The sequence below is a fragment of the Pseudomonas sp. VA159-2 genome (assembly GCF_024126635.1).
Classification (GTDB): Bacteria; Pseudomonadota; Gammaproteobacteria; order Pseudomonadales; family Pseudomonadaceae; genus Aquipseudomonas; species Aquipseudomonas muyukensis.
The window spans coordinates 132235-156688 of the sequence record NZ_JAMYBV010000009.1 but is presented as its reverse complement, the minus strand read 5'-3'; the positions used below and the strand labels follow the sequence as shown (position 1 = coordinate 156688).

Genomic DNA, 24454 nt, shown 5'->3' with positions numbered 1-24454 from the left:
TCAGGTCATGCGGTTCTTCAGATGGCGGCCACCGTTGATGACCACCTGGCTGCCGGTACTGTACTGGCTGTGCAACAGGAACTGCACGGCGTCGATCAACGGGCGGGCGCCGGGCTCGAATTCGAGCAGGGCTTTTTTCAGCGTTTGCTGGCGGTACTGCTCGTCGCCGCCTTCCTTGAGGATCAGCAGGCCGGGCAGGATACCGTTGACGCGCACCTTGGGCGCGTACTTTTCGGCGAACGACAGCACCATGTTCTGCAACGCCGCCTTGGTCGCGGCATAGCCGATGTGGCTCTTGCTGCCGCGCGACGAGGTTTCGTCGCAGATGTGGATGATGTCGGCCTTGTCGACCTTGTTCAACAGCTCGCCCAGGGCCAGGTTGAGGTGGTAGGGCGCCTCGACGTGCAGGCGGAACATGGTGTCGAGGTTGTCCAGGCCGTCGTCGAGCCACAGCGAGGCGTTGTGGATGATCGCGCGCAGGCCGTCGTACTCACTTTGCAGGTGCTCGATCAGGGCCTGGCGCGCGTCGGCGCAGGTAAGGTCGGCCTGGAACTGGCGGATATTCGGGTGGGCCGCCTGCGCCAGCACGGTCCGGCTGGCGCTGACCACCGCATGGCCGGCCTCGGCCAGTTCCAGGGCCAGGGCCAGGCCGACGCGCTGGCTGGCGCCGGTGATGAGGATTGGGCTGTTCATGTTCGGGCGGTCTGTTCGTCTGTCCGTGCGTGATGCCCCAGCATACCCGAACTCAACCGCCTTGCGAGCCCTGCCCTCAGCGGCTGCGCAGGCCCTGCGGGCGTTCGTCGGCGGGGCCTGGCGCGGCATTCAGCCAAGGTGCCAGCACGCGCGTGGACAGCGGGATGAACAGGTACACCATCAATGGGGTCAGGGCCAGGGTGCTGAGCAGTACCCGTGGCACCAGGCCGAGCGGCGCCAGCCACTGGCCGAACAGCAGGTTGAACAGCAGCGACACCGGGAAGAACGCCAGCCAGATGGCCGTGGCCTGCTTCCAGCGCGGCGGTTTTTGCACCGTTTCGGTGCCAAACCAGTCGTCGATACCGCTGACGCGCCTCTCTTTGGGGCGCTCGAACAAGCCGTCGCCACGTTGCAGCCAGGTGCGGCGGGAGGCGGAATGTTCCCAGGCGTGCAGGGTGTGTTCGTTGGTGAAGCGGAAGATGATCTGGAATTCATCGCCCTCAGCCGGTGGCGCGAGGATGCCCGAGCCGAGGTAGCCGGGGAAGTCGGTGGCCAGTTGCTCGCCTTCGTGCAGCCAGGCCAGCAGGTCCTGGTAGCGGCCATGGGCGGCGCGGCGCGACACCATGAGGGTGACGGGGGTAGACATCGTGTATCTCCTGGCGACGGGGCTGGCGGGTAGCCGGCCCCTTGGCGTGCGGCCCGGGGTGGTGGGCGGCGCAGGCATGCATGCAAGAATCGGGCGCGGATTATCGCCGATCGATCATGACCGGTCAGTTTCAGCTGCCAGGTGGTCGTCAGAGCACGCTGGGGGCCTGGGCGTGCAGTTCGGGATGGGCCCTGCGGTGGGCCTGGAGAATGTACTCGCGCAGGCGCTCGACCTCTTCGGCCGGGGTCTGGGTCAGGTCGTAGGCGGCCAGGCGCGGGCCGATGCGCCGGCGCAGGGTGCCGTGCAGGCCGATGGGCGGGATGTCCTCGGCGGCGAAACGCAGGTCGAATTGCGCAGGCGCCTTGGCGCCGCCGCGCACCTCCAGCAGTACGCCCTTGAAGGAAATGTCGCGTACCCACAGGTCGCTGGCCTGGCCGTGGTCGTCCAGCAGCGCCGCCGGCTGCTCCAGCGACAGGCGCCAGGGCCGCAGCATCGGGCCGTCCTCGTAGATGTCCGGCGAGCCCAGTTGCAGGTGCAGGGCGTGGAATTCGTCCTCGACCAGTTGCAGCGGGAAGCTCAGCTGCTGGTTGTTGAAGCTGGCCTGCAGCGTCACCTGCTCGTTGGCCACCAGGCGGGTGAGCAAGTCCTTGAGGCGGCGATCGCCGTTGACCAGCAAGCTCGACATCGGGTCGGCCAGGTTCAACTGGGGCGAATGCTGCATGTCCTGGATGAAGTCCAGCTCGTCCTGGGAGAGGAGGGCGTCTGCTTGCATGGTCGAACTCGAAGGGGCGATCGATAAGGGCGATTTCTTCACGGCGATGGACAGTGGCCAATACGCTTCGTTCCGGCCATTCGTCGGCGGGCGATGCATCCGGACGAATGCCTGTGACTTTGGCCGTAGGCGGCCTTTTGCCACTGTCGAGTGCTAGTATCCTACGTTTTCACTCAGTTTCGGAATCCCGCTCGATGAAAGTCGCCATTATTTCCGGTTCGGTGTATGGCACCGCCGAAGAAGTCGCCCGCCATGCCCAATCGCAACTCGAGGCCGCTGGCCTGGAGGCCTGGCATGCCGCCCGCGCCACCCTGCAGGACCTCGAGGGTTTCGCCCCGGACGCCTTGCTGGCGGTGACTTCGACCACCGGCATGGGCGAATTGCCCGACAACCTGATGCCGTTGTACAGCGCCATTCGCGACGTGCTGCCGGCAGCTTGGCGCGGGTTGCCGGGGGCGGTGATCGGCCTGGGCGATTCGAGCTATGGCGACACCTACTGCGGCGGTGGCGAGCAGATGCGCGAACTGTTTGCCGAGCTGGGGGTGAAGGAGGTGCTGCCGATGTTGCGCCTGGACGCCAGCGAGACCGTGACCCCGGAGACCGATGCCGAGCCCTGGTTGGGCGAGTTCGTGGCGGCGCTTAAAGGCTGAGGCTGGTTTGATCACCCACCGCGTTGCCTGGTTCGCCGGCAAGCCGGCTCCTACAGGGGCGCGCGGTGGCCTGTAGGAGCGGCCTTGTGTCGCGAACGGGCTGCAAAGCAGCCCCGGCACGCTTGAATTCAAACCGTTAGATTCCAAACACCGCAGCGCCTGGTTCGCCGGCAAGGCCGGCTCCTACACGGGCGAGGCCGGCGTGCGTCCCGTAGGAGCCGGGTTGCCGGCGAACACCGGCGCAGCCGGTGCCATCCCCCGCCTCGCCTGGTTCGCCGGCAAGCCGGCGCCTACCGGGAGGGGCGTGTTTCACTCAAGAGCGCCAGCCAGGCCTGCGCCGCCCGTGACAGATAGGCCCCGCGCCGCCAGATGAAGGCGATGTCCCAGCGCAGGTAATCCGGCGCCCGCAGCGGCAGGCGCACCACCCCGGGGCGCTCCAGCGCGCGGGCGACGATGGCCGGCAACAGCACCACGCCTTGCCCGGCCGCCACTAGCGCGGCGAGGAAGTCCGCCTGGCCGCTGCGCCCGCCTTCCTTGGGCGTGAACCCCACCTGCTGGCAGGCACTGAGCAACCGGTCGTTGAGCACGAAACTGCGCTGATAGAGCAGAAACGGCGTGTCGGCCAGTTGCGCCAGCGCCACCTCGGCCTGCCCGGCAAAGGCATGCGCCGCCGGCAGTAGAACTTCCAGCGGCTCGTTGCAAAACGGCTGGTAGTCGAAGGCCGGGTCGCTTGGGGTCAGGCTGCCTCCGAGCTCGAGCTCGCCGCTTTTCACCGCCTGCTCGACCATCCGGCTGCCGCCTTCGAGCAGTTGAATCGAAATGTTCGGATGCCGGCGGCGATACTCGGCGAACAACCCGGCAAACAGTGCGTCGCTGCCCAGCAGCGGCAGGCCCAGGCGCAGCTCGCCGCGGGCCATCTGGCTGAGGTCGTCGAGTTCGCTCTGCAGCTCCTGGCGCTGGCGCAGCAAGGCTTCGCCGCGCTCCAGCACGATGCGCCCGGCCGCGGTCAGGTGCAGCTGCGAGCCTTGGCGCTCCAGCAAGGGTTGGCCGATGGCCTGTTCCAGCTGGGCCACCTGCTTGCTCACCGCCGACTGGCTGATGTGCAGGGTGCCCGCCGCCTGGGTGAAGCCGCCGCGGTGGACCACTTCGATGAAGCTGCGCAGTTGTTTGAATTCCATGCTTGTTCGATTCCGTTATGGAATGGCTGCCAGTCTAACAATTCGCTTCTGGCCTAGGTGGGCGACTTTTACAATGGCCGCGTTGTCGAGGAACCCCCGCCCATGAATCCTGCATTACTGAAGAAAACCCTGCGCCTGCTCGCTGAGCTGGCGGTATTGATGGCGCTATTCTTGATTGGCGGCCAACTGGCCGCCTGGCTTGGCTGGCCGATCCCCGGTGGAGTGATGGGCCTGGCGCTGTTGCTGCTGCTGTTCGCCAGCGGCGTGCTCAAGCCGGCCACGCTGCAGCTTGGCGCCGGTTGGCTGATGGCCGAGATGCTGCTGTTTTTCATTCCCGCGCTGATGAGCCTGCTGGACTACGGTAGCCTGCTGCGCAGCGAAGGCTGGCGCATCCTGTTGGTGATTGCCGTGAGCACCTTGCTGGTGATGGTGGTCACGGCCGTCACGGTCGAACTGGTGTGCCGCTGGAGGTTGCGCCATGAGCCTTGAGCCGATGCCGCTGTTCTGGCTGGCGCTGACCCTGGTCGCTTACCTGGGCAGCCGCTGGCTGTACCGGCGCAGCGGGCGCTACCTGCTGTCGCCGTTGATCCTGGTACCGGCGCTGCTGTTGGCGGTGGCGCTGCCGCTGCATACTGCCTACGCCGAATACGCCCGCAACACCCACTGGCTGATGGGCGTACTGGGCCCGGTGACGGTCGCCTTCGCCGTGCCGATCTGGCAGCAGCGGGCATTGCTGGCGCGGCATTGGCCAGCGCTGCTGGTGGGCATGCTGGCCGGCAGCGTGGTGTCGGTCGGCAGTTCCTGGGCCCTGGCTCACCTGCTGGCGCTGGACGAGGCGGTCAGCCTGTCGCTGGTGCCGCGCTCGATCACCACGCCATTCGCCATGCCGGTGGCCCAGGACCTGGGCGGCGTGCCGGAACTGACCGCGGTGTTCGTGATGTTCACCGGCGTGCTCGGGGCGATGTTCGGCGGCATCCTGCTGCGTTGGTTGCCGCTGCGCACGCCGCTGGCGCGGGGCGCGCTGTTTGGTGTTGGCGCCCACGGCGCGGGCGTCAGCCGGGCGCGGGAGGTCGGCCGCGAGGAGGGTTCGGTGGCCGGGCTGGTGATGGTTCTGACCGGATTGCTCAACTTGTTCGCCGCGCCCCTGCTGGTGATGCTGCTCTGACCGTTCGTGCCACTGACTCGCTCGGTCATCAGGCTGGCTGCCAAGGCGACCTATCACCTTGGTATTGGCTTCTAGACTCAGCCTCGACATGAGAGCACATGCATGTGCCGAGGTGCCAACCATGAACGCAACCTTGCCCTGTATCGAACACTCTTCACCGGGACGACCGTGATGCCACTGGCCGAGATTCCATTGTGCGTCTGGCGCACCCGCAGCCAAGGTTTCACCTTCCGCGGCCAGAGCATCCGTTACTGGACGGCAGGGCAAGGAGAGCCCCTGCTATTACTGCACGGTTTCCCCACCGCCAGTTGGGATTGGCACTACCTGTGGGGACCGCTCTCCCAGCGGTTTCGCGTGATCGCCTGCGACATGCTTGGCTTCGGCGACTCGGCGAAACCGGCTGACCACGACTACAGCCTGCTGGAGCAGGCCGACCTGCAGCAGGCGTTGCTGGCGCACCTGTGCATCGACCAGCCGGTTCACGTGCTGGCCCATGATTATGGCGGCAGCGTCGCCCAGGAATTGCTGGCCCGCCACCATGAACAACGCCTGGCCGTGGCCAGTTGCGTGTTCCTCAACAGCGGGCTGTTCCCCGAAAGCTGCCGGGTGCTGCTGATCCAGAAACTGCTGCTCAGCCGTGTCGGCTGGCTGGTGGGGCGCTCGTTCGGCCGCGACGACCTGGTGCGCAACGTCACCCAGGTCTATGGCCCCTGCACCCACCCCAGCGAAAGCGCCCTGGACGACTACTGGAGCCTGATCGCCTCGAACCGCGGCCCGCGCATCCTGCACAAGCTGATTGCCTTCTTGCCCGAGCGTCGGGCACAGCGCGAGCGCTGGGTGGCGGCGATGCAATGCGCCGGGGTGCCGCTGCGCTTCATCAATGGTGCGGTCGACCCGCTGTCCGGGGCGCACATGGTCGAGCGCTACCGCCAAGTGGTGCCGGCCCCGGATACCGTGCTGCTGCAGGGTATCGGCCATTACCCGCATACCGAGGCGCCGGTGCAGGTGCTGCGGCACTACCTGGCCTTTCGTGAGCAACCCATGAGTTATGTGCCGCTGAAGGTCGCCTGGTCCTGAGCGGGTGATCATCGTTGGGCGTTATCGCCCGGCATTCGCCAGGGGCAGGCTTGATTGCCCAGCCTGGGCGGCGGGCGGAGACTGTGCTGCATTGTTTCTTTGCCTGGAGCCTTGAGCATGAGCGAGCCGGTGAACCTGCAAGACCGAGTGGTGATCGTCACGGGGGCCGGCGGTGGCCTGGGCCGGGCCCATGCGCTGCTGTTCGCCGCCCACGGGGCGCGGGTGGTGGTCAACGACCTGGGCGGTACCACCCATGGTGAAGGCGCCAACGCCTCGGCCGCCGACCGGGTGGTGGAGGAAATCCGCGCCGCCGGCGGCACGGCGGTTGCCAACCACGACTCGGTCACCGACGGTGCGCGTATCGTCGAGCAGGCCCTGGACAGCTTCGGCCGGGTCGATGTGCTGGTGAACAATGCCGGCATCCTGCGCGACAAGACGTTCCACAAGATGGACGACAGCGACTGGGAGCGGGTCTATCGGGTACATGTGGAGGGCGCCTACAAGGTCACCCATGCTGCCTGGCCGCACTTGCGCGAGCAAAACTGGGGGCGGGTGATCTTCACCTCGTCCACTTCGGGCATCTACGGCAATTTTGGCCAGGCCAACTATGGCATGGCCAAGCTTGGCCTGTATGGGCTGACCCGCACCCTGGCGATCGAGGGGCGCAAGTACGGGGTGCTGGTCAATGCCATCGCGCCCACTGGCGGCACGCGCATGACCGAGGGGCTGATTCCGCCACAGGTGTTCGAGCGGCTGCGTCCCGAGCTGATCAGCCCGTTGGTGGTGTATCTGGGCAGCGAGCAGTGCCAGGACAGCGGCGAGCTGTACGAAGTGGGTGGGGGCTGGATCGGCAAGGTGCGCTGGGAGCGCAGCCAGGGCGTGGGCTTCGACCCGCGCGCAGGCTTCACGCCAGAACAGGTGGCGGACAATTGGGCGCGGATCGGCGACTTCGAGGGCGCGGGGCATCCGCAGGACAGCTTGCAGGCCATGCAGCAGATGATGGCGAATTTGCACAAGTATCCGCTGGACTGAGGTGCGTTGAGTCTCGCGCCGATATTGCGCATCGTGCACAAATAAAAAAGGCCGCTGCATCCGCAGCGGCCAATCGAGACGTTAGATCAAGGAGCTTCAAAATCAACGTCGGTGAACCTTGGTGGCCCGAAAGGCAGGGGGGAGAGCCCTTCGTGCCGAACCAATGGAGTAAGAATAGGCACATTGATTCGTGGGAAAAATACCTGCTTTTGACATTCTCTGTTACATCATCTGCGATAATCCCCCGTGTTTCCGGTGGGTATTGAAGCGCTTTCAGGCAGTATTTCTTAGGGGAATGTAGTCTCCTGTACCAGCCTTTCCCTCCGCTTTGTTTTTTCTGATTTCTTCACTGTGCAATTTCCTACATCGCATTGAGATAGAAGTCATGAGCCTGCATTTCCCCGATACCATTACCTCGGTTTCGCCGGACGCTGACCAGGAAACCCTGAGCGCCTTGGTTGCCTTGAGCATGATGCTGCAGGCGCACCTGGCCCTGGCACCCGGCCTTCCTCCACAAGATGCGCCTGTCGACGAGCCTGAGCGGTGGCTGGATGAACACTGGCAGGCGGATGCTGACCAGTGGTGGGAGCAGCAGTCGGCAGGGCTGGGTGAGCAACTGCGCGGCTTGCTGGCGTTGCAGGTTCGTGCTCGCGCTTTGCGCCGTGGTGCTCCCAGGAAGGACATCGAGGCGCTGCTGCCAGAGGCGGACCCGGTGTCGATGTCTGTCTCGCTGACGACGGAAACCGGGGAGCAGGTAGGCATCCCCGGCTTTGTCGCGCTTAGCCATAATCCGTTCGATGACGAGGAGCCGCTCGTGCTCTGCGGTTTGGGCGCCGCGGTCTGGTTCGACACGCGTCAAGTCATGGCAGATGCCCTGCTGGGCTACCTGCGTGCCGAGGGCTGCTGGCAGCAACTGATCGGCGAACAAGCGCGCGAGGCTTTGGCCCATGCGGCATCCGTCACGCTGACATGGACGCCACTGGACGAATCGCTCGAGGCCTACCTGCTGGCGCAGATGCGCCTGCTGCAACGGCAATTGCTCCTCAAGGCGCTTGCTGCCGACGATGGTACGGCGGCGGCCGCCATAGCGCTGGAGCCCTTGTTCGAGCAACTGCAGGGGGAGATGGTAGAAACCATGGGTACCTTGCGCCGGGACTTGTCGCCTGAATGGTTGCGTAAGCTGTCGCCAACAGAGGCCGCGCGCCTGGACACGCTCAACAAGGCGGTGATCGAAGCGGAGCTCAAGCTGGCCCAACAATCTGGGCACAGCGACTTCTATGCTTATGCCGCGCATCGCATCGGTCTCTGGCTGACCGATAGAGGTTTCCCCGGCTTGCAAGCACAGGAGGTGCAACTGCACATCCGGCATGACTTCACCGAGGATGCGCCGGCACAGGTGGTGACGCTGCTCGAGTGGATCTGTGGCGGTGCCTACCACGGTGAGCGCCTGGTGGTGACGATCCAGCATGAAGGCTTGCGCAAGGTCTTGGGCCAGGCGGGGGTCTGGACTGTCGCCGATGAACTGCAACTCCATCAAGGCTACGTCGCGCAGGTCGAGCACCTTTATGACAGCGACTGGATTCGCCATCTGCTGAGCAAGGCGCTGGAGGCCCGGTTGCAACTGGCCATGCAGGCCGCGGACTTCCAGGGGATCGATCGCAGGGCGGTAGGGTTGTTCGAGAAAGTCATGCGGCCTTCCGGCGCGGACACGTTCAATGTAGCCGTGTTATCGATCAACGGTGAAATGCTGTTGACCGATCACCTGTATCTGTACGACGACGATATCCATGTGCTTTATGCGCCCGGCTCGCCGGCGGGCGACCTGCAGGCGTTCACCTCCGTCGGGCAGATGAGTTTCGCGCTGGGTGCGCTGACGGCCACGCCACAAGGGCGTGACTACCTTGTCGAGCATGTCCAGCATGCCCAGCGCCCTGCGTTGGCTCGGTATCTGAAGTTGATTGCCAGGCTGCCTCAGGAGTGGTCCCGCGAGACTATCAACGCGCATGTGCAAGACATCGACGGACGCGACCAGATGATCCAGCACTGGGCTGACCTGAGGGTGCTGAAGATCCTCGATGATCTGGAGGCGCTCAGGCTGCCGGCGTTTGCCAAGCCTGACCAGGCGCTGCACCGGCGCGTGGTAGATATCGATCACGAGCTACGCGTGCTCATGACGGACTACCAGGCGGTTGCCGAAGTACCGACCTTCACGGCCTATGCCCGACAGCAAGTGAGCGAGCGAATCAACCGTTACCCAGGCAACCCAGGCGGCTGGATCGACGCGGATACCGTGCTGGTCGAGCTGGAGAATGATGTTCGTCAGTCCCTGACCCAAGTGGTGGCAGGTGGCTACCCCGCGGACTTCAACTTCAAGGATTTTGCCCGGATCACCTCCACTGTTGGCCAGGATCTATCGCACCTGAACAAAGAGGCCCTTGATGGCTACATCCGGGCCGCCAGGCTGGGCGAGGGCTACTGTGCTGAAATCCGTAGCAGCTACCTGGACCCGGAGGGGGGGGGCGAGTCCAGGCCTTTGGCGCTGCATCGCCATATCATAGGCATGAAGATTCAACGCGATTGCCTGGTGGAGCTGCAAAGCGGACACCTCGGGGAGGCTCATGAGCGTTGGCTGACACCGGTTTGCATGCGCTTTCATCCGGGCAGTTTCGTCGACGATTGCAAGCTGGCCGAGCTGAAGATCAATGGCGCCGCGGTGTCCGGTGGGTACCTGCTGCAGTCGCCGCAGGCGCAAGGTACTTTGATCTATCTCAGTGACGGCCCCGAGGGTCGCTACCTTTACAGCGTCGATGATTTCGTCGCGCAATGGCGAGGCGAGGCGATGCAGGATTGGGTCTACGAACACGTCGCGGTCGACGATGAATTGCTGCTTCGCGAGTTGAACGAGGATGTGCACAACGACGACTTCGATGATGATTCGGGCGATACAGGGAATGCCAGGATCGCTGAGTCGTTGCAGGTGTTGTACAACATTCGCGACCTGTCGGTCGCGCTACGCCAGCGCATCAAGCGCCTGCTGGCCGAAGCGGCGCGGGACGCCTACAGCGTGGCACGGCGCATTACCCAGGAAGTATTCTGGCTGGTCGGCCTTGTGGCGGATGTCATTGCCTTGGCGTTCCCGCCCGCGCGTATCGTGCTGGGCTTCATCAAGGCTGGCATTGGCTTCTACAAAAGCATCGTGGCGTTGCGTGATGGCGACCGGACCGCGGCACTGTTCGCCTTGCTCAAAGGCATCATCGACCTGCCAGGGTTTACCGATGTCCTGAAGGTCTTTGGTACCCGGCTGTTCGACCAGGGCAGCAAACTCTGGTCATACCTGTTCCCTGGGCCGTCATCCGCGTTGAGTCTGTGGCTCAAGCAGCAATACCAGGCGCTCAAGACCTGGTACGAGAAGTATGCAGTGCTCCTGGATGCCGGACGGCTCCCGACCAAGCAGCTGTATGGCTCATTCGAGCAAGAGCTGACGTGGTTTACCCAAATGTCCGTTGGCCAGCAGGAGCCGGGTGTCGTTGATCCTCTGAAATAAGCTGCAAGCAGCGATCAGGATACCGCGTCATACCCCATCCGCCTGCTGACGGCCCCCGCGGCCGCCAGCAGGCGTTGCGCCGCCGGCCCCTGCTCGTCGGCATGGAAGATCGAGGTCGGCCCGACCACGGTCATCACCGCGACAACCTGGCCCATGGCGTTGAACACCGGGGCGGACAATGCGTCCACCCCGGGCATCAGCAGACCATGGATATGATGCAGGCCACGCTGGCGGATCTGCGCCAGCAACGGTGCATAGTCTTCGGCACTGTGATTGAGCGCGGTCAGTTCGCGGTCGCGCAGCTCCACGGTCTCGCGCTCCGGCAGGTGCGCGGCGAACACCAGCCCGGTGGAAGAGCTGAGCAGCGGCAGCACCGAGCCGATCTGGGTCACCACCGTCACCGCGCGCACCGCCGGTTCGATGCTTACCACCGTGGCGCCCTGGTTGCCCCACACCGCGATGAAGCAGCTCTCGTTCAACGCGTCACGCAGCTGTGACAGCGGCAGGGCCGCCACCTTCAGCACATCGATGCTGCCCAGCGCCGCCATGCCCACACGCAGTGCCTCGCGCCCCAGGCCGTAATGGTTGGTGGCCGGGTCCTGCTCGGCGAAGCCGCTGGCGATCAGCGCTTGCAGGTAGCGGTGCACCTTGCTCGCGGGCATGTCGACATGCTCGGCCAGGCGCGACAGCGAGGTGGAGGGCGAGAGCTCGGCCAGGGCCTTGAGAATGTCGGTGCCGACTTCCGCCGAACGGACCTTCTGTTTGCCGTTGTCGGTGTTGCTGCTGGCTTTGGCCATGGGGGGCTTCTATGCAGATTTTACGAGGTGGCGCCTTTATAGCTTGACGCCTGCGTAGGAGCAAATTACGTTATTCGTAATCTGATTACGATAAAAACAATGCAGACGCGCTGCCGCCCTTGGTGCCGGTTTCAGGATCGGGCTACGCAGCCAGCTGCCCGCAACGGCTCCAGCAGCCCGGAGGCACCGATGACCCGCGCTACATCCCTTGAACTCCAGTACCTGAGCGGCTTCGGCAACGAATTCGCCAGCGAAGCCCTGCCTGGCGCGTTGCCGGTGGGGCAGAACTCGCCGCAGAAGGCGCCCTATGGGCTGTATGCCGAGCTGCTGTCGGGCACCGCGTTCACCATGACCCGCAGCGAACTGCGCCGCACCTGGCTGTACCGCATCCGCCCCTCGGCACTGCACCCGCGCTTCGAGCGCCTGGCGCGCCAGCCGCTGAACGGCGCCCTGGGCCCGGTCAACCCCAACCGCCTGCGCTGGAGCCCCCAGCCGATGCCGGCCGAGCCTACCGACTTCATCGAAGGCTGGCTGCCGATGGTGGCCAACTCGGCTGCCGAGAAACCGGTCGGGGTGAGCATCTATATCTACCGCGCCAACCGCTCCATGGAGCGGGTGTTCTTCAACGCCGACGGCGAGCTGTTGCTGGTGCCCGAACAGGGCCGCCTGCGCATCGCCACCGAGCTGGGCGTGCTCGAGGTAGAGCCACTGGAAATCGCGGTGATTCCGCGCGGCATGAAGTTCCGCGTCGAGCTGCTCGACGCCCAGGCCCGCGGCTATATCGCCGAGAACCACGGCGCGCCGCTGCGTATCCCTGACCTTGGCCCGATCGGCAGCAACGGCCTGGCCAACCCGCGGGACTTCCTCACCCCGGTAGCGCATTACGAAGAAGCCACAGGCCCGGTCCAGCTGGTGCAGAAGTTCCTGGGCGAACACTGGGGCTGCGAGCTGCAGCATTCGCCGTTGGATGTGGTCGCCTGGCACGGCAGCAACGTGCCGTACAAATACGACCTGCGCCGTTTCAACACCATCGGCACGGTCAGCTTCGACCATCCCGATCCGTCGATCTTCACCGTGCTGACCTCGCCGACCAGCGTGCACGGCATGGCCAACATGGACTTCGTGATCTTCCCGCCGCGCTGGATGGTGGCCGAGAACACCTTCCGTCCACCTTGGTTCCACCGCAACCTGATGAACGAGTTCATGGGCCTGATCCAGGGTGCCTACGACGCCAAGGCCGAAGGCTTCCTGCCCGGTGGCGCCTCGCTGCACGGGGTGATGAGCGCCCATGGCCCGGACGCCGAGACCTGCGACAAGGCCATCGCCGCCGACCTGGCGCCGCACAAGATCGACAACACCATGGCCTTCATGTTCGAGACCAGCCAGGTGCTGCGCCCGAGCCTGCAGGCCCTCGAAAGCCCGCAATTGCAGGCCGACTACGATAGTTGCTGGGCCACCTTGCCGAGCACCTTCAACCCGAACCGGAGATAACCGATGAACCACACCGCCATTGCCCGTAGCTGGGTCGAGCACGCCAACGGGCACCGCGACTTCCCGCTGCAGAACCTGCCGCTGGGCATCTTCAGCCGGCCAGGCCAGGCCCCGCGTTGCGGCGTGGCCATCGGCGAGTCCATCCTCGACCTTGAGGCGGTGCTGGCCGCGGGCCTGTTCGATGGCGCGGCCAAGGCCGCCGTCGAGGCCACCGCCGGTGGCGCGCTGAACGCCTTCTTCGCCCTTGGCCGCACGGCCCGCGTGGCCCTGCGCGAGCGCCTGCTGGCGCTGCTGGGCGAGGGCAGCGAGCACCAGAGCTCGCTCAAAGCCGCCCTGCATCCTGCCGCCGAGTGCCAGCTGCACCTGCCGGCGAAGATCGGTGACTACACCGACTTCTACGTCGGCATCGAGCACGCCAAGAACGTCGGCAAGCTGTTCCGCCCGGACAACCCGCTGCTGCCCAACTACAAGTACGTGCCGATCGGCTACCACGGCCGCGCCTCGACCATCCGTCCGTCCGGCACCGATGTGCGCCGCCCCAAGGGCCAGACCTTGCCGGCGGGGCAGAGCGAACCGAGCTTCGGTCCTTGCGCGCGCCTGGACTACGAGCTGGAGCTGGGCATCTGGATCGGCCAGGGCAACGAGATGGGCCAGCCGATCGCGATCGGCGACGCCGCCGAGCACGTGGCCGGCTACTGCCTGCTCAACGACTGGTCGGCGCGGGATATCCAGGCTTGGGAATACCAGCCGCTGGGTCCGTTCCTGTCCAAGAGCTTCATCACCACGGTGTCGCCGTGGGTGGTGACCGCCGAGGCCTTGGAGCCGTTCCGCTGCGCCCAGCCGGCGCGCCCGGAAGGCGACCCGCAGCCGCTGTCGTACCTGCTGGACCCGCGCGACCAGGCTGGCGGCGCCTTCGATATCGAGCTGGAAGTGCTGTTGCTGACCGCGCGCATGCGCGAGCAGAACCTGCCGGCGCATCGGCTCACGCTGAGTAACACGCGCAGCATGTACTGGACCGTGGCACAGATGGTCGCCCACCACAGCGTCAACGGCTGCCAGCTGCAACCGGGCGACCTGTTCGGCTCGGGCACCCTGTCGGGCGCGGCGCCGGGCTCGTTCGGCAGCCTGCTGGAGATCACCGAGGGCGGCAAGCACCCGGTGGAACTGGCCAGCGGCGAGGTGCGCAAGTTCCTCGAGGACGGCGACGAGCTGATCCTGCGCGCCCGTTGCGTGCGTGACGGCGTGGCCAGCATCGGCTTCGGCGAGTGCCGTGGCACCGTCGTCGCCGCCAGCTGAGGAGGGCAGGGCGATGGAACTGTTCACCTACTACCGTTCCACCTCGTCGTATCGGGTACGCATCGCCCTGGCACTCAAGGGCCTGGATTACCAGGCCCTGCCTGTGAACCTGCTCAAGGGCGAGCAGCGCGGCGAGGACTACCTGGCGCTCAACCCGCAAGGGCGGGTGCCGGCCTTGCGCCTGGACAGTGGCGAGCTGCTGGTGCAGTCGCCGGCGATCATCGAGTACCTCGAAGAGGCCTTCCCCGATACCCCGCTGCTGCCCCGCGCCCTTGCGGCACGGGCCCAGGTGCGTGGGGTGGCGGCGATCATCGGTTGCGATGTCCATCCATTGCACAACGTCAGCGTGCTCAACCAGTTGCGCCAGTTGGGGCAGGGTGAGGAGCAGGTCAACCAGTGGATCGGCCACTGGATTGGCCAGGGCCTGGCGGCGGTGGAGCAATTGATCGGCGCCGAGGGCTTCTGCTTCGGCGCCACGCCAGGGCTGGCCGATGTCTACCTGATCCCGCAGCTGTATGCGGCCGAGCGTTTCGGCATCGACCTGGATGGCTACCCGCGCATTCGCCGCGTGGCCGCCCTGGCCGAACAGCACCCGGCCTTTGCCAAGGCCCACCCAGCCAGGCAGCCCGATACGCCGAGTTAACCGGCAGGTTGCGGCCAGCTTGCTGGCGAACCCGGCGGCGCGGTGGATGGCACCGGCGCTGCCGGTGTTCGCCGGCAACGCCGGCTCCTACGGGGATTCGCAGGTTGCGATGTGTAGGAGCCAGCCTTGCTGGCGAACCCGGCACAACAATAAAAACAACAGACAGGTACCTTGCGATGCACAACCAGATAGCCAGCTTTCGCGCGGCGCTCGACGCGCGCCCGGTGTCACCCTACCAGTGGCGCCTGCTGCTGCTGTTGATCCTGCTGTTGGTCACCGATGGTTATGACGCCCAGGTGCTGGGCTATGTGATCCCCGCGCTGGCCCAGGACTGGGGCCTGGAAAAGGCCGCCTTCGGGCCGGTGTTCAGCGCCAACCTGCTGGGCCTGACCGTTGGCTCGCTGGCGGTGACGCCCCTGGCCGACCGCTTCGGTGTGCGTCGGGTGCTGCTGTGCTGCGTGCTGCTGTACGCCAGCCTGACGCTGCTGATGGTGTTCGCCTCTTCCCTCGACAGCCTGATGCTGGCGCGCTTTCTCTGCGGCATCGGCATGGGCGGCGCGATGCCCAGCGCCATGGCGCTGATGGCCGACTACGCACCACCACGGCTGCGCACCCTGATGGTCACCCTGGCGGCGTGCGGTTTCTCGCTGGGCGGCGCGGCGGGCGGTTTCGTCGCGGCCGGCTTCATCGAGCAGCACGGCTGGCAGGCGGTGTTCCTCGCCGGCGGCGTGGCGCCCTTGCTGTTGTTCCCGTTCTTGTTGCTGTTGCTGCCCGAGTCGCTGTCGCGCCTGCTGCGCGATGCGCCGCCGTATGCTCGGTTGCTGCGCATCGCCGACCGCCTGTTGCCGGGCTGGCAGGTGCCGACCGCGCAGATTGGCAGCGACGAACCGCTGGGCAGCAAGCTGACCGTGGTGGCGCTGTTCCGGGGTGGCTTCGCCCGGCCGACCTTGCTGCTGTGGAGCACCTTCTTCGTCAGCCTGATCCTGCTGTATTTCATGATCAGCTGGTTGCCGTCGCTGTTGCAGGACAGTGGCCTGGCGTTGAACCAGGCCAATCTGGTCACCTCGCTGTTCCTGTTCGCCGGTACCTTGGGCGCGGTGTGCATGGCCTGGTGCGCCGACCGCATGGCCAACAAGGCGCGCCTGTTGGCCGGCGTGCTGCTGGGGGCGGCGTTGTTCAGCGTGCTGGTAGGGTTGAACCACGACGATCCGCGCTGGCTGGTGCCCTGCGTGTTCGCCGCCGGCTTCTGCATCATCGGCGGGCAACTGACCCTCAATGCCTTCGTCAGCAACTTCTACCCGGCCCAGGTGCGTGCCACCGGCACCGGGTGGGCGCTGGGCGTCGGGCGCTTCGGCTCGATCCTCGGGCCGCTGCTGGGCAGCCTGCTGCTGACCTTGCACATGCCGGTGGAGCAGATTTTCTACTTCTGCGCCGTGCCGGCGCTGCTCGGCGCCCTGCTGGTCAGCCAGGTGCGTGCGCCACGGCCGCGCGAAGTGGTGGTCAAGGGCCAGGCGCTAATGGATTGAGCGTTTGCCGCTGGGCAACTGGGCAAGGCGTTCGCTGAGCTTGAGGCGCTGCAGCGGGTCGTCGCTGAGCAGCAGGGCGTGCTCCAGGTCGAAGCGTTCGGCCTGGGGGCAGTCCAGGTGCTGGTACAGGGCGGCTCGGGCCAGGTAGTCGTTGACCTGTACCGGCCCCAGCTGCATCACCCGCTCGGCGTCGATCAGCGCGGCGAGGTCGTTGTCGTTGCTGCTGTGCAATTGGCGCAGGTTGCGCGACAGGCGCTGGAGCATCTGCATGGGCGTGGCCGCGCGCAGGTGCTCGGCGTTCAGCGGCAGCTGCGGGCCGAACTGGCGGGCGAGCAGCTCGCGGCAATCGGCAGGGTACAGGCGACGGCCGCCGCAGGGGTCGAGCAGGTGGTCGGCGCCGGGCACGCGCAACAGGAAATGGCCGGGAAAGTTGACCCCCTCCAGCGGGATCGACAGGCGCCGTGCCAGCTCCAGGGCGAGAATGGCCAGCAGCAGCGGTTGTCCACGCCGGCGTTGCAGCACCTTGTCCATCAGCGCGGCTTGTGGGCGCAGCGGGTGGTACTCATCCTGCTGGAAGCCCAGGGCGTTGAGCTGGCGCAGCAGCGGCTGGGCCAGTTCGTTGAGCGGCAGCATCGGCAACTGGGCGCTGACCTCGCGCTGCAGCGCGTGCAGGTGGGCCAGGCCGAGCGCGGGCTCGACCTCGCGGTCGTGCTCGGCGGCGATCCACAGGGCGGCTTCCAGCAGGGCGACCGGCTCGCGTTCCAGGCAGGCCAGGCAGGCTTGGCGTGGGTTCATGGGACCTCTCCATCACGCTTAACTTGTAGCCCTGGCGCGGCTTTTCGTCCAGTGGTCCGCTGGCGCGGCGGGCGGGCCTGGCCTGTTTATACTGGTAGCAGCACCTGTCGGGGGAGCCCGTCGATGTTCGCGCTCATGCAAAGTACCCGTGCCCAATCATTGCACCTGTTCATCGACCCGCCCACGGGGCTGAAGGCGGTGGTGGTGATCCACAGCGAGCAGCTGGGCCCGGCCATGGGCGGCTGCCGCTACCTGCCGTATGCCGATGACGAAAGCGCCATGACCGATGCCATCCACCTGGCCCAGGGCATGAGCTACAAGGCCGCCCTGGCCGGGCTGCCGATGGGCGGCGGCAAGGCGGTGATCGTGCGCAACCCGCATGTGGAAAACCGCGCGGCGCTGTTCGAGGCCTTCGGTCGCTTCGTCGACACGTTGCAAGGGCGTTTCATCACGGCCGTGGACAGTGGCACCTCGACGCTCGACATGGACTGCATCGCCCAGTCCACCCCTCATGTCACCAGCACCACCGCCTCGGGCGACCCTTCGCCCCACGCGGCGCTGGGCGTGTTCGCCGGAATCCGCGCGACGTCGATGGCGCGCCTGGGCAGCGACAACCTGGAAGGCTTGCGGGTGGCGGTGCAGGGGTTGGGGAATGTCGGCTATGCGCTGGCTGAGCAGTTGCATGCGGCGGGGGCCGAATTGCTGGTCAGCGACCTGGACCCGGGCAAGGTGCGCCTGGCGGTGGAGCAGTTCAATGCCCAGCCCGTGGCCCATGAGGCCTTGGTCAGCACGCCCTGCGATATTTTCGCGCCCTGCGGCGTGGGGCCGGTGTTGAACGGCCAGAGTGTGATGCAATTACGCTGTGCGGCGGTGGCGGGCTCGGCGAACAACCAGTTGACCACCTTGCAGGTGGCCGATCAGTTGGAGAGCCGGGGGATCCTGTACGCGCCGGACTACGTGATCAACGCGGGTGGGTTGATCTATGTGGCGTTGACCCACCGTGGGGAAGCCGTGGGCACCATCACCGCGCACCTGGCGCGGATCCCCACGCGGCTGACCGAGGTATTCGCCCATGCCCAGGCGGAAAAGCGCTCGCCGGCCAGGGTGGCGCAGATGCTGGCGGAACGATTGTTGTATGGCTGATGGCCCAATCGCCGGGCAAGCCCGCTGCCACGCTGGTCGGCTCGATGAACGCGGGGCGTGGCAGTGGGCTTGCTTGGCGATTTACTCGGCCGCGGCGCCTTCGAGCAGCTCCGACAGTGCATCGGGCTGGCTCTTGAACGCACGGGCGAAGACATCGCGGTTCTTGGCCATGTAGATACCGGCCTCCTCGACCTGCTGCTCGCTCAGCGACGGCACCGCCTTGTGCAGCACCTCGGCCAGGCGCTCGGCCAGCTCGAGCATCTTGTCGTGACGGTCTGCTTCGGCCTTATCCATGAACAGGCGCTCCGGATCGCGGCTGCTGCGGTACACCACTTCGACGGCCATTCATCACCTCTGTGCCTTTTTGGTTGGGTTGGCTAACAACTGTATTTTTATACAGTACAGGTACAAGCCATCGTCCTGCAACCGCAATGATGGCCTTTTATGCTGAAAAACAGCGTAGCCCACAGGTGCCCTGCGGCAATCGGCCGCCTTCCAAGGCAAGGGCCTGGCCCTTTAACTGCATGCCACAAGACCTTCAGCCGTATCGGGGATATCGAACATCGTGAACATCAAATGGGCAGAAAAACTGCGCAAGGGCCTGCATGGCTCGGCCGACTCGCTGGGCAACCTGTGCGTGGAGGCCTTCCACTACCTGGCGCTGTTCGGCATTGGCGCGATCACCGCCTATGCGGCGGTGGTGACTTTCCTGGACATGCTGGGCAAGGGCGGGGTCAGCGTCGACGACATCCTGCTGCTGTTCATCTACCTGGAGCTGGGGGCGATGGTGGGGATCTACTTCAAGACCAACCACATGCCGATCCGCTTCTTGCTGTACGTGGCGATCACCGCGCTGACCCGGTTGCTGATCGGCGACGTGTCGCACCACAAGGCGCCGGATGTCGGCTTGCTGTACGTGTGCGGTGGCATCCTGTTGCTGGCCTTCGCCATCCTGGTGGTGCGCTACGCCTCGTACCGCTATCCGTCGACCAAGGCGCTGGATGCCAGTGGCAAGGAAGTGGACGAGGGCAAGTAACCCTCAGTTGGCCAGGCCGGCGGCGGGGAAGCGGCGTTCGTCGGACTGGCTGCGGGTCATTGCGGCCAGCACTTGCACGGGGTTCTGGCCAAGCTCGATGGCCAGCCCCAGGCGGATGCTGTCGATGACCCGGCCAAGGCGCGCCGGATCGTTGCGCTGGGCTTGGCTGATCAAGCGCTTGGCGACCACGCCGCTGTCGTCCGACAGGGTCAGCATGATGCTGCCGTCCAGGCGCTCGATGCTGAGGTTGACGCGGTACTCAGGCGCGAAGGCGGCGCTGATCTGGTCGAAAGGATTGTTCATGGTCGGGTTCTGCCTTGAATGACTGCAGAAATTGACCGGACGCGTTCGAGGTTGGTTCAGGTCCGTTGATCGGCGTGTTGCGAAAACGCCCGGCGCAAGGCCGGGCGTTGGTGTGTGACAGCTGCTTGGCTCAGGCGTCCGGATCACTCAGTTCCAGGGCGCCGCGCTTGCTGCGCAGCTTGCCGTAGAAGTGTTCCAGGGCGTGGCTCAGCTTGCTGGCGGCGCCGTCGACCGCCTGGTCGAGCGAGGCGGCGGTGTGGGTCACGGAAATCGGTTGGTGGCCTTTGGGGCGAGCCTCCATCTGGCAGCGTTTGTCATGCGGGCCGGGCTTGGCGCCGTTCTCGTCGCGCAGGTGGACCTCGATGCGGGTGAGGTCGTCCTCGTAGCGTTCGAGGCTGCTTTGCAGGGTGCTGCGCACCCATTGGTCGAGACGGATGTTGCCTTCGATGTGGTTGCTGCTGTTGACCTGGATTTGCATGATTCAATCCTTATTCAGCTTGCTCGCCAGAGGCGTGCCTAGGCCACTGAGGGCGTTGGGTTTTCTGCGCCTCTTGACTCTAAGGTCAGGCATCGGCGCACCGAATTCAAGCCCCTGTCGAAGAAAAATTTCCTGTTGCAAAAAGCCCGGCGATCGCCGGGCTTTTCTTGTCGTCGATCAGAACTCGACCGAGGTTTGCAGGTATAAAGTGCGAGGTTCCCCCACGTACTTGCCCTTGTTGTTGTCGTCGAACGAGCGGGTGTAGTACTCGCGGTTGAACAGGTTCTTCACCCCCACCGCCACCTTCAAGTTCGAAAGCTGCGGGCCGAAGTCGTAGCCGGCGCGGGTGCTGACCAGCATGTAGCCAGGGATGCGCCCGGTGCTGCCGTCGGCGCTCTCGCTGGCGGTGTTGGCGTTGTCGGCGTACTGGCTGCTCTGGAAGCTGCTGTCCAGGTTCAACTGCCAGGGGCCCTGGGTGTAGCCGAGCCCCAGGGTGCCCTTGTGGCGCGACGAGAACGGCACCTGGTTGCCCTTGTTCGGCCCATCCTCGCGGATGCTGGCATCGACGAAGGCGTAGCCGGCGTGCACGTCGAACCCGGCCAGGGCCGGGCTCAGGCCGTCGAGGGCGTAGCGCACGCTGGTCTCGATGCCCTGGTGGCGGGTTTCGCCGCGGGCGATCACCGAGTCGTTGGTCTGGTTGCTTTCGTACTGGTTGTCGAAGTTGATCAGGAAGGCGCCGATCTCGGCCTGCAGGTCGCCATTGTCATAGCGGGTGCCGACTTCCCAGGTGCGCGCCTTCTCCGGCTTCACTTCGCCGCTGCTGACGCGGTTGGGCATCTGGCTGTACTGCACGCTGCCGAACGAGCCTTCGGTGTTGGCGTACAGGTTCCAGCTGTCGGTCAGGTGGTACAGCACGTTCAGCGCCGGCAGCGCGGTGTTGTAGCTGCCCTGGTAGCGCTGGCCGCTGAGCTTGTTGCTCTGCTCGGAGTCGATCATCTCGTAGCGCACGCCCGGGGTGATGGTCCAGCGGCCAATGTCGATGCGATCGTCCAGGTAGAGGGCGTGGGCCTCGGTGCTGCCGCGGGTGTCGCGGTCGTTGCGGCTGTTGGTGGTGGGCAGCCGGTTGGCGTTGCTCGGCTCGCGGTAGCGCAGCTCGTGGCCGGCTTCGTTGACATAGCGGTAGCCGATGCCCAGCTCGTGCCAGCTGTCGCCCAGGGCCAGGCCTTGCGAGAAGCGGGTCTCGATGCCGCGCACCCAGTACTCGCGCGGCGACAGCGAGACGAAGCTGCCCTGGTCGAGGTAACCACTGCGCAGGGTCTTGGTGAAGAAGCTGTTGACGCTGAACTGGCGGTCGTCCTGCTTGTAGTCGTAGCCGAAGTTGAACAGCGTGCGGCGGCCCCAGAACTTGTCTTTCAGGCGGGTCGACTGGTACGGGTCGGCGTCGAAGTCGGCCGTGCTCAGGCCACCAGGCATTTCGGCTTCGCCCTCGTAGTACTGGGTCATGGCGTGCAGGCTGTTGGCTTCGTCCAGTTGCAGCTTGCCCTTGAGCATCAGGTCGTCGATCTGCGTGGCGCTGTGCTCGCGCCAGTCGCTGCCACGGGTGCCGGAGTAGAGCAGGGCACCGCCCAGGCCGTTGGCGTGGGTGCCGCCGATCAGCAGGTTGGCGCTGTTCTTCAGGCCATCCTGGCTGGACGATGGGCTGATCTGGTTCTGCATCGCCGCCTTGAAGGTGGCCTGTTCGGGGATGGCGCGGGTGACGAAGTTGACGATGCCGCCGACGTTCTGCGGGCCATAGCGTACCGCGCCGCCGCCGCGCACCACGTCCACCGCGTCCATGTTGCCCAGGCTGATCGGCGCCAACGACAACTGCGGCTGGCCGTAGGGGGCGAAGGGCACCGGGATGCCGTCCATCAGCACGGTGGAGCGCGAGGCCAGGCGCGGGTTGAGGCCGCGGATGCCGAAGTTCAGTGCCAGGTCGTGGCTGCCGGTGCCGTTGTTCTCGGGGGCGTTGACCCCGGGGATGCGGTTGAGCACTTCGCGGGCGCTGCTGGCGCCGCTGCGCTCGAAGTCTTCGCGGCGCACCACGTCGCGGGCGCCGGGGTGGTCGAAGACATTGTCCTGGCGCGCCTCGCCCAGCCAGTCGCCGACCACGGTCGAGGCGCCCAGCTCGACGGCGGCGCCGTTGCCGCCAGTGGGCTGCGGTTGCAGGCTGTAGGCGTTGCCGGTTTCCTGGCGGGCTTGCAGGCCGCTGCCACGCAGCAGGGTATCGAGGCCCTGGCCGACTTCGTATTGCCCCTCCAGGCCCGGGCTGTTCAGGCCCTGGGTGATGGCCGGGCTGAACGAGATCAGCGCGCCGCTTTCGCGACCGAACTGGTTCAGGGCCTGCTCCAGGGTGCCGGGGGCGATGTGGTAGTCGCGGGGAGCGGCCAGGGCGAACGGCGCGGCGAGGATCAGGGCGTAGGCGAGGGAGCTGGGGTGCATGTGGCGCAAGTCCTGTGACAAGGGGTTCTGCCTTCTCTGTCACGCGAGGGTCGGCAAATGGCTCAGGCGGATGAAAAAATTTTTCCGCGTCACGCGCTCGGTAGGAGCCAGCTTTGCTGGCGAACCGGGCCAGCACAGAGATCCGTGCGTGGGGCTGTTCGCCAGCAAGGCTGGCTTCCTACAGGGGGAGGCAGCGTTTTTTCAACTGGTGGCGGCGTCCACGTTGACCCAGTAGCGGGTGAAGCGCCGCACCCGTACCGGCAACGCCACTTCGAGCAGGTCGAGGATCCGCTCGCTGTCTTCCAGCGGATACGAGCCGGAGATCCGCAAGTCGGCCACTCGCTCGCTGCAAGCGAGCTGCCCGAGGCGGTAGCGCGACAGCTCGGCGAGAAAGTCCGTCAGGCGCATCTGCGACACCACCAGCATGCCGTCCACCCACGCCGCGCGGTTCGGCTCCAGCGGCGCGATGGCCTGCCAACCGCCGGCGCCAAAGCGCGCCTGGTGCCCGGCCAGCAACGACTGTCCGCCCAGGCTGGCGCTGCCGCTGAACACCGATACCAGGCTGAAACCGTCGAACTGGCGCACGTCGAACCGGCCGCTGTCCAGGTGCAGCTCGCCTTGGCCGGTGCGCAGGAAGAGGGGGCGTGGGTCCTTGGCCACGTCCAGCAGCAACTCGCCTTCCTGCAGGCGCACCCGGCGCTGTTGGGTATCGAAGCGCACGTCGGCGGCGCTGCGGGTGTTCAGGTGCAACTGGCTGCCGTCCTCGAGGCTCAGGCGTCGGCGTTGGCCCACCGGGCTACGGTAGTCGGCCATCAGCCCGGGCAGTGGATTGTGTTGTTGCAGGCCCAGCCCGGTGGCGCTGGCCACGCCCACCAGCAGCAGGGCCTTGAGCGCCCGGCGCCGGGCCGGCGAGGGCGGTGCCTGCAAGGTGGCGTGCACCACCGGCGAGGCGACCCCGCGCAGGCGCTGGTTGACCTGCTGGATATGCGCCCAGGCGCGCTGGTGCTCGCTGTCGGCCTGCAGCCAGCGCTCCAGGGCCTGGCGCTGCTGCTGGTCGAAGGCCTCGCCTTGGGATTCGATCAGCCAGTGCACCGCCTGCTCGGCGATCTGTGGCGAGAAGCGGGTGTTCACAGGGCGAAGTAGCAGCGCAGGGCTGCCTTGTTCAGGTAGCGCTTGACGGTGGCCAGCGAGATGCCCAGCTCACGGGCGATCTCGCCCTGGCCCAGGCCATCGACCTGGGCCAGCAGGAAGGCGCGCTTGACCAGCGGCGCCAGGCCGTCGAGCAGGCGGTCGAGTTCAAGCAGGGTGGCGAAGATGATCGCCTTGTCCTCTTCGCTCGGCGCCAGTTGCTCGGGCACCTGGGCCAGGGCCTCGAGGTAGGCGCGCTCCAGTTCCTGGCGGCGCAAGTGGTTGCACAGCACGCGCTTGGCCACGGTGGCGAGGAACGCGCGGGGCTCGATCAGTTGTGGCGCCTCGCGGGCCTGGAGCAGGCGCACGTAGGTGTCCTGGGCCAGGTCGGCGGCGCTCTGCGGGCAGCCCAGGCGCCGGCGCAGCCAGCCGGTCAACCAGCTGTGGTGGGCGACATAGAGGCCTTCGACGGTGGAAGAGAGGGCGCTGGGCACCGATGCGACTCCGGCGCTGGTTAGCGCAACTGGAAGTAAGAATTGTTCGCATTGTATTCATGCGGCCGCTGTTCGGCAATTGCTGG

At 65.8% G+C, this 24454-nt stretch carries 24 protein-coding genes; 12 read left to right on the top strand and 12 right to left on the bottom strand.

Annotation, left to right across the window (positions count from 1 at the left end):
* From folM to NJG22_RS11470, 3 genes are all read right to left on the bottom strand, one after another.
* On the bottom strand, positions 1 to 693 hold the full coding sequence (folM, locus tag NJG22_RS11480; RefSeq protein ID WP_253094633.1) for a dihydromonapterin reductase: 693 nt from the start codon (positions 691 to 693) through the stop codon (positions 1 to 3).
* A 76-nt stretch (positions 694 to 769) separates the two neighbouring features.
* Complete coding sequence (locus NJG22_RS11475; protein ID WP_253094631.1) at positions 770 to 1339, bottom strand: antibiotic biosynthesis monooxygenase; 570 nt, start codon at positions 1337 to 1339, stop codon at positions 770 to 772.
* A 148-nt stretch (positions 1340 to 1487) separates the two neighbouring features.
* A complete protein-coding gene (locus NJG22_RS11470; RefSeq protein WP_217852842.1) occupies positions 1488 to 2111 on the bottom strand; it encodes a hypothetical protein in 624 nt (207 codons plus the stop codon).
* Between the two features lie 194 nt (positions 2112 to 2305).
* On the opposite strand from NJG22_RS11470, the gene NJG22_RS11465 reads away from it, so the two are divergent.
* Positions 2306 to 2761: a flavodoxin gene (locus tag NJG22_RS11465; protein WP_253094630.1), complete on the top strand. Its 456-nt coding sequence runs from the start codon at positions 2306 to 2308 to the stop codon at positions 2759 to 2761.
* A 290-nt stretch (positions 2762 to 3051) separates the two neighbouring features.
* Here NJG22_RS11465 and NJG22_RS11460 read toward each other — a convergent pair whose 3' ends face one another.
* Positions 3052 to 3939 (bottom strand): LysR family transcriptional regulator, encoded by an 888-nt coding sequence (locus NJG22_RS11460; protein WP_253094628.1) that lies wholly within the window; start codon positions 3937 to 3939, stop codon positions 3052 to 3054.
* Between the two features lie 102 nt (positions 3940 to 4041).
* Here NJG22_RS11460 and NJG22_RS11455 point away from each other — a divergent pair, with 102 nt between their 5' ends.
* From NJG22_RS11455 to NJG22_RS11435, 5 genes are all read left to right on the top strand, one after another.
* Positions 4042 to 4428, top strand: coding sequence for a CidA/LrgA family protein (locus NJG22_RS11455; protein WP_253094626.1), 387 nt, complete (start codon positions 4042 to 4044; stop codon positions 4426 to 4428).
* The gene (locus tag NJG22_RS11450) at positions 4418 to 5104 is read left to right on the top strand and encodes an LrgB family protein (RefSeq protein ID WP_253094624.1); all 687 of its coding nucleotides are present in this window, start codon (positions 4418 to 4420) and stop codon (positions 5102 to 5104) included. Before NJG22_RS11455 ends, NJG22_RS11450 begins: the two co-directional genes overlap by 11 nt.
* 171 nt (positions 5105 to 5275) lie before the next feature.
* Positions 5276 to 6181, top strand: a complete 906-nt coding sequence (locus NJG22_RS11445) for an alpha/beta hydrolase (protein WP_253094622.1) — start codon at positions 5276 to 5278, stop codon at positions 6179 to 6181.
* A 117-nt stretch (positions 6182 to 6298) separates the two neighbouring features.
* Complete coding sequence (locus NJG22_RS11440) at positions 6299 to 7213, top strand: SDR family oxidoreductase (RefSeq protein ID WP_253094619.1); 915 nt, start codon at positions 6299 to 6301, stop codon at positions 7211 to 7213.
* A 385-nt stretch (positions 7214 to 7598) separates the two neighbouring features.
* Positions 7599 to 10757: a DUF6543 domain-containing protein gene (locus tag NJG22_RS11435; RefSeq protein WP_253094618.1), complete on the top strand. Its 3159-nt coding sequence runs from the start codon at positions 7599 to 7601 to the stop codon at positions 10755 to 10757.
* Positions 10758 to 10771: 14 nt separating this feature from the next.
* On the opposite strand, the gene NJG22_RS11430 is transcribed toward NJG22_RS11435, so the two are convergent.
* Positions 10772 to 11554, bottom strand: coding sequence for an IclR family transcriptional regulator (locus NJG22_RS11430; RefSeq protein ID WP_253094616.1), 783 nt, complete (start codon positions 11552 to 11554; stop codon positions 10772 to 10774).
* A gap of 189 nt (positions 11555 to 11743) precedes the next feature.
* Here NJG22_RS11430 and hmgA point away from each other — a divergent pair, with 189 nt between their 5' ends.
* From hmgA to NJG22_RS11410, 4 genes are all read left to right on the top strand, one after another.
* A complete protein-coding gene (hmgA, locus tag NJG22_RS11425; protein ID WP_253094614.1) occupies positions 11744 to 13045 on the top strand; it encodes a homogentisate 1,2-dioxygenase in 1302 nt (433 codons plus the stop codon).
* 3 nt (positions 13046 to 13048) lie between these two features.
* Complete coding sequence (fahA, locus tag NJG22_RS11420) at positions 13049 to 14341, top strand: fumarylacetoacetase (protein ID WP_253094613.1); 1293 nt, start codon at positions 13049 to 13051, stop codon at positions 14339 to 14341.
* Positions 14342 to 14354: 13 nt separating this feature from the next.
* Complete coding sequence (gene maiA / locus NJG22_RS11415; protein ID WP_253094612.1) at positions 14355 to 14984, top strand: maleylacetoacetate isomerase; 630 nt, start codon at positions 14355 to 14357, stop codon at positions 14982 to 14984.
* 176 nt (positions 14985 to 15160) lie between these two features.
* On the top strand, positions 15161 to 16510 hold the full coding sequence (locus NJG22_RS11410) for an aromatic acid/H+ symport family MFS transporter (protein WP_253094611.1): 1350 nt from the start codon (positions 15161 to 15163) through the stop codon (positions 16508 to 16510).
* On the opposite strand, the gene NJG22_RS11405 is transcribed toward NJG22_RS11410, so the two are convergent.
* Positions 16499 to 17305 carry a tetratricopeptide repeat protein gene (locus NJG22_RS11405; protein WP_253094610.1) on the bottom strand — a complete coding sequence of 269 codons (807 nt, stop codon included), beginning with the start codon at positions 17303 to 17305 and terminating at the stop codon, positions 16499 to 16501. The genes NJG22_RS11410 and NJG22_RS11405 overlap by 12 nt on opposite strands.
* 123 nt (positions 17306 to 17428) lie before the next feature.
* Here NJG22_RS11405 and NJG22_RS11400 point away from each other — a divergent pair, with 123 nt between their 5' ends.
* Positions 17429 to 18448, top strand: a complete 1020-nt coding sequence (locus tag NJG22_RS11400) for a Glu/Leu/Phe/Val dehydrogenase dimerization domain-containing protein (RefSeq protein WP_217852869.1) — start codon at positions 17429 to 17431, stop codon at positions 18446 to 18448.
* 81 nt (positions 18449 to 18529) lie between these two features.
* Here NJG22_RS11400 and NJG22_RS11395 read toward each other — a convergent pair whose 3' ends face one another.
* Positions 18530 to 18793, bottom strand: coding sequence for a YebG family protein (locus NJG22_RS11395; protein WP_217852871.1), 264 nt, complete (start codon positions 18791 to 18793; stop codon positions 18530 to 18532).
* 220 nt (positions 18794 to 19013) lie between these two features.
* On the opposite strand from NJG22_RS11395, the gene NJG22_RS11390 reads away from it, so the two are divergent.
* Positions 19014 to 19484 (top strand): phosphate-starvation-inducible PsiE family protein, encoded by a 471-nt coding sequence (locus NJG22_RS11390; protein ID WP_031315617.1) that lies wholly within the window; start codon positions 19014 to 19016, stop codon positions 19482 to 19484.
* A gap of 3 nt (positions 19485 to 19487) precedes the next feature.
* On the opposite strand, the gene NJG22_RS11385 is transcribed toward NJG22_RS11390, so the two are convergent.
* The 5 genes from NJG22_RS11385 to NJG22_RS11365 form a co-directional block, all read right to left on the bottom strand.
* The gene (locus NJG22_RS11385; protein ID WP_253094609.1) at positions 19488 to 19787 is read right to left on the bottom strand and encodes a DUF3509 domain-containing protein; all 300 of its coding nucleotides are present in this window, start codon (positions 19785 to 19787) and stop codon (positions 19488 to 19490) included.
* 130 nt (positions 19788 to 19917) lie between these two features.
* Complete coding sequence (locus NJG22_RS11380; RefSeq protein ID WP_253094608.1) at positions 19918 to 20265, bottom strand: HPF/RaiA family ribosome-associated protein; 348 nt, start codon at positions 20263 to 20265, stop codon at positions 19918 to 19920.
* 177 nt (positions 20266 to 20442) lie between these two features.
* Entirely contained in the window at positions 20443 to 22746 is a 2304-nt protein-coding gene (gene fecA / locus NJG22_RS11375; protein ID WP_253094606.1) for a TonB-dependent Fe(3+) dicitrate receptor FecA, read from the bottom strand.
* A 201-nt stretch (positions 22747 to 22947) separates the two neighbouring features.
* The gene (locus tag NJG22_RS11370) at positions 22948 to 23877 is read right to left on the bottom strand and encodes a FecR family protein (protein WP_253094604.1); all 930 of its coding nucleotides are present in this window, start codon (positions 23875 to 23877) and stop codon (positions 22948 to 22950) included.
* Positions 23874 to 24368, bottom strand: a complete 495-nt coding sequence (locus NJG22_RS11365; RefSeq protein ID WP_217852879.1) for a sigma-70 family RNA polymerase sigma factor — start codon at positions 24366 to 24368, stop codon at positions 23874 to 23876. The genes NJG22_RS11370 and NJG22_RS11365 overlap by 4 nt, the downstream gene beginning before the upstream one ends.
* Positions 24369 to 24454: the final 86 nt, after the last annotated feature.

Excerpts from the sequence above, each read along its gene's own strand:
- folM (WP_253094633.1), bottom strand. The coding sequence starts at position 693 with ATGAACAGCCCAATCCTCATCACCGGCGCCAGCCAGCGCGTCGGCCTG.
- NJG22_RS11475 (WP_253094631.1), bottom strand. The coding sequence starts at position 1,339 with ATGTCTACCCCCGTCACCCTCATGGTGTCGCGCCGCGCCGCCCATGGC.
- NJG22_RS11470 (WP_217852842.1), bottom strand. The coding sequence starts at position 2,111 with ATGCAAGCAGACGCCCTCCTCTCCCAGGACGAGCTGGACTTCATCCAG.
- NJG22_RS11465 (WP_253094630.1), top strand. The coding sequence starts at position 2,306 with ATGAAAGTCGCCATTATTTCCGGTTCGGTGTATGGCACCGCCGAAGAA.
- NJG22_RS11460 (WP_253094628.1), bottom strand. The coding sequence starts at position 3,939 with ATGGAATTCAAACAACTGCGCAGCTTCATCGAAGTGGTCCACCGCGGC.
- NJG22_RS11455 (WP_253094626.1), top strand. The coding sequence starts at position 4,042 with ATGAATCCTGCATTACTGAAGAAAACCCTGCGCCTGCTCGCTGAGCTG.
- NJG22_RS11450 (WP_253094624.1), top strand. The coding sequence starts at position 4,418 with ATGAGCCTTGAGCCGATGCCGCTGTTCTGGCTGGCGCTGACCCTGGTC.
- NJG22_RS11445 (WP_253094622.1), top strand. The coding sequence starts at position 5,276 with ATGCCACTGGCCGAGATTCCATTGTGCGTCTGGCGCACCCGCAGCCAA.
- NJG22_RS11440 (WP_253094619.1), top strand. The coding sequence starts at position 6,299 with ATGAGCGAGCCGGTGAACCTGCAAGACCGAGTGGTGATCGTCACGGGG.
- NJG22_RS11435 (WP_253094618.1), top strand. The coding sequence starts at position 7,599 with ATGAGCCTGCATTTCCCCGATACCATTACCTCGGTTTCGCCGGACGCT.
- NJG22_RS11430 (WP_253094616.1), bottom strand. The coding sequence starts at position 11,554 with ATGGCCAAAGCCAGCAGCAACACCGACAACGGCAAACAGAAGGTCCGT.
- hmgA (WP_253094614.1), top strand. The coding sequence starts at position 11,744 with ATGACCCGCGCTACATCCCTTGAACTCCAGTACCTGAGCGGCTTCGGC.
- fahA (WP_253094613.1), top strand. The coding sequence starts at position 13,049 with ATGAACCACACCGCCATTGCCCGTAGCTGGGTCGAGCACGCCAACGGG.
- maiA (WP_253094612.1), top strand. The coding sequence starts at position 14,355 with ATGGAACTGTTCACCTACTACCGTTCCACCTCGTCGTATCGGGTACGC.
- NJG22_RS11410 (WP_253094611.1), top strand. The coding sequence starts at position 15,161 with ATGCACAACCAGATAGCCAGCTTTCGCGCGGCGCTCGACGCGCGCCCG.
- NJG22_RS11405 (WP_253094610.1), bottom strand. The coding sequence starts at position 17,305 with ATGAACCCACGCCAAGCCTGCCTGGCCTGCCTGGAACGCGAGCCGGTC.
- NJG22_RS11400 (WP_217852869.1), top strand. The coding sequence starts at position 17,429 with ATGTTCGCGCTCATGCAAAGTACCCGTGCCCAATCATTGCACCTGTTC.
- NJG22_RS11395 (WP_217852871.1), bottom strand. The coding sequence starts at position 18,793 with ATGGCCGTCGAAGTGGTGTACCGCAGCAGCCGCGATCCGGAGCGCCTG.
- NJG22_RS11385 (WP_253094609.1), bottom strand. The coding sequence starts at position 19,787 with ATGAACAATCCTTTCGACCAGATCAGCGCCGCCTTCGCGCCTGAGTAC.
- NJG22_RS11380 (WP_253094608.1), bottom strand. The coding sequence starts at position 20,265 with ATGCAAATCCAGGTCAACAGCAGCAACCACATCGAAGGCAACATCCGT.
- fecA (WP_253094606.1), bottom strand. The coding sequence starts at position 22,746 with ATGCACCCCAGCTCCCTCGCCTACGCCCTGATCCTCGCCGCGCCGTTC.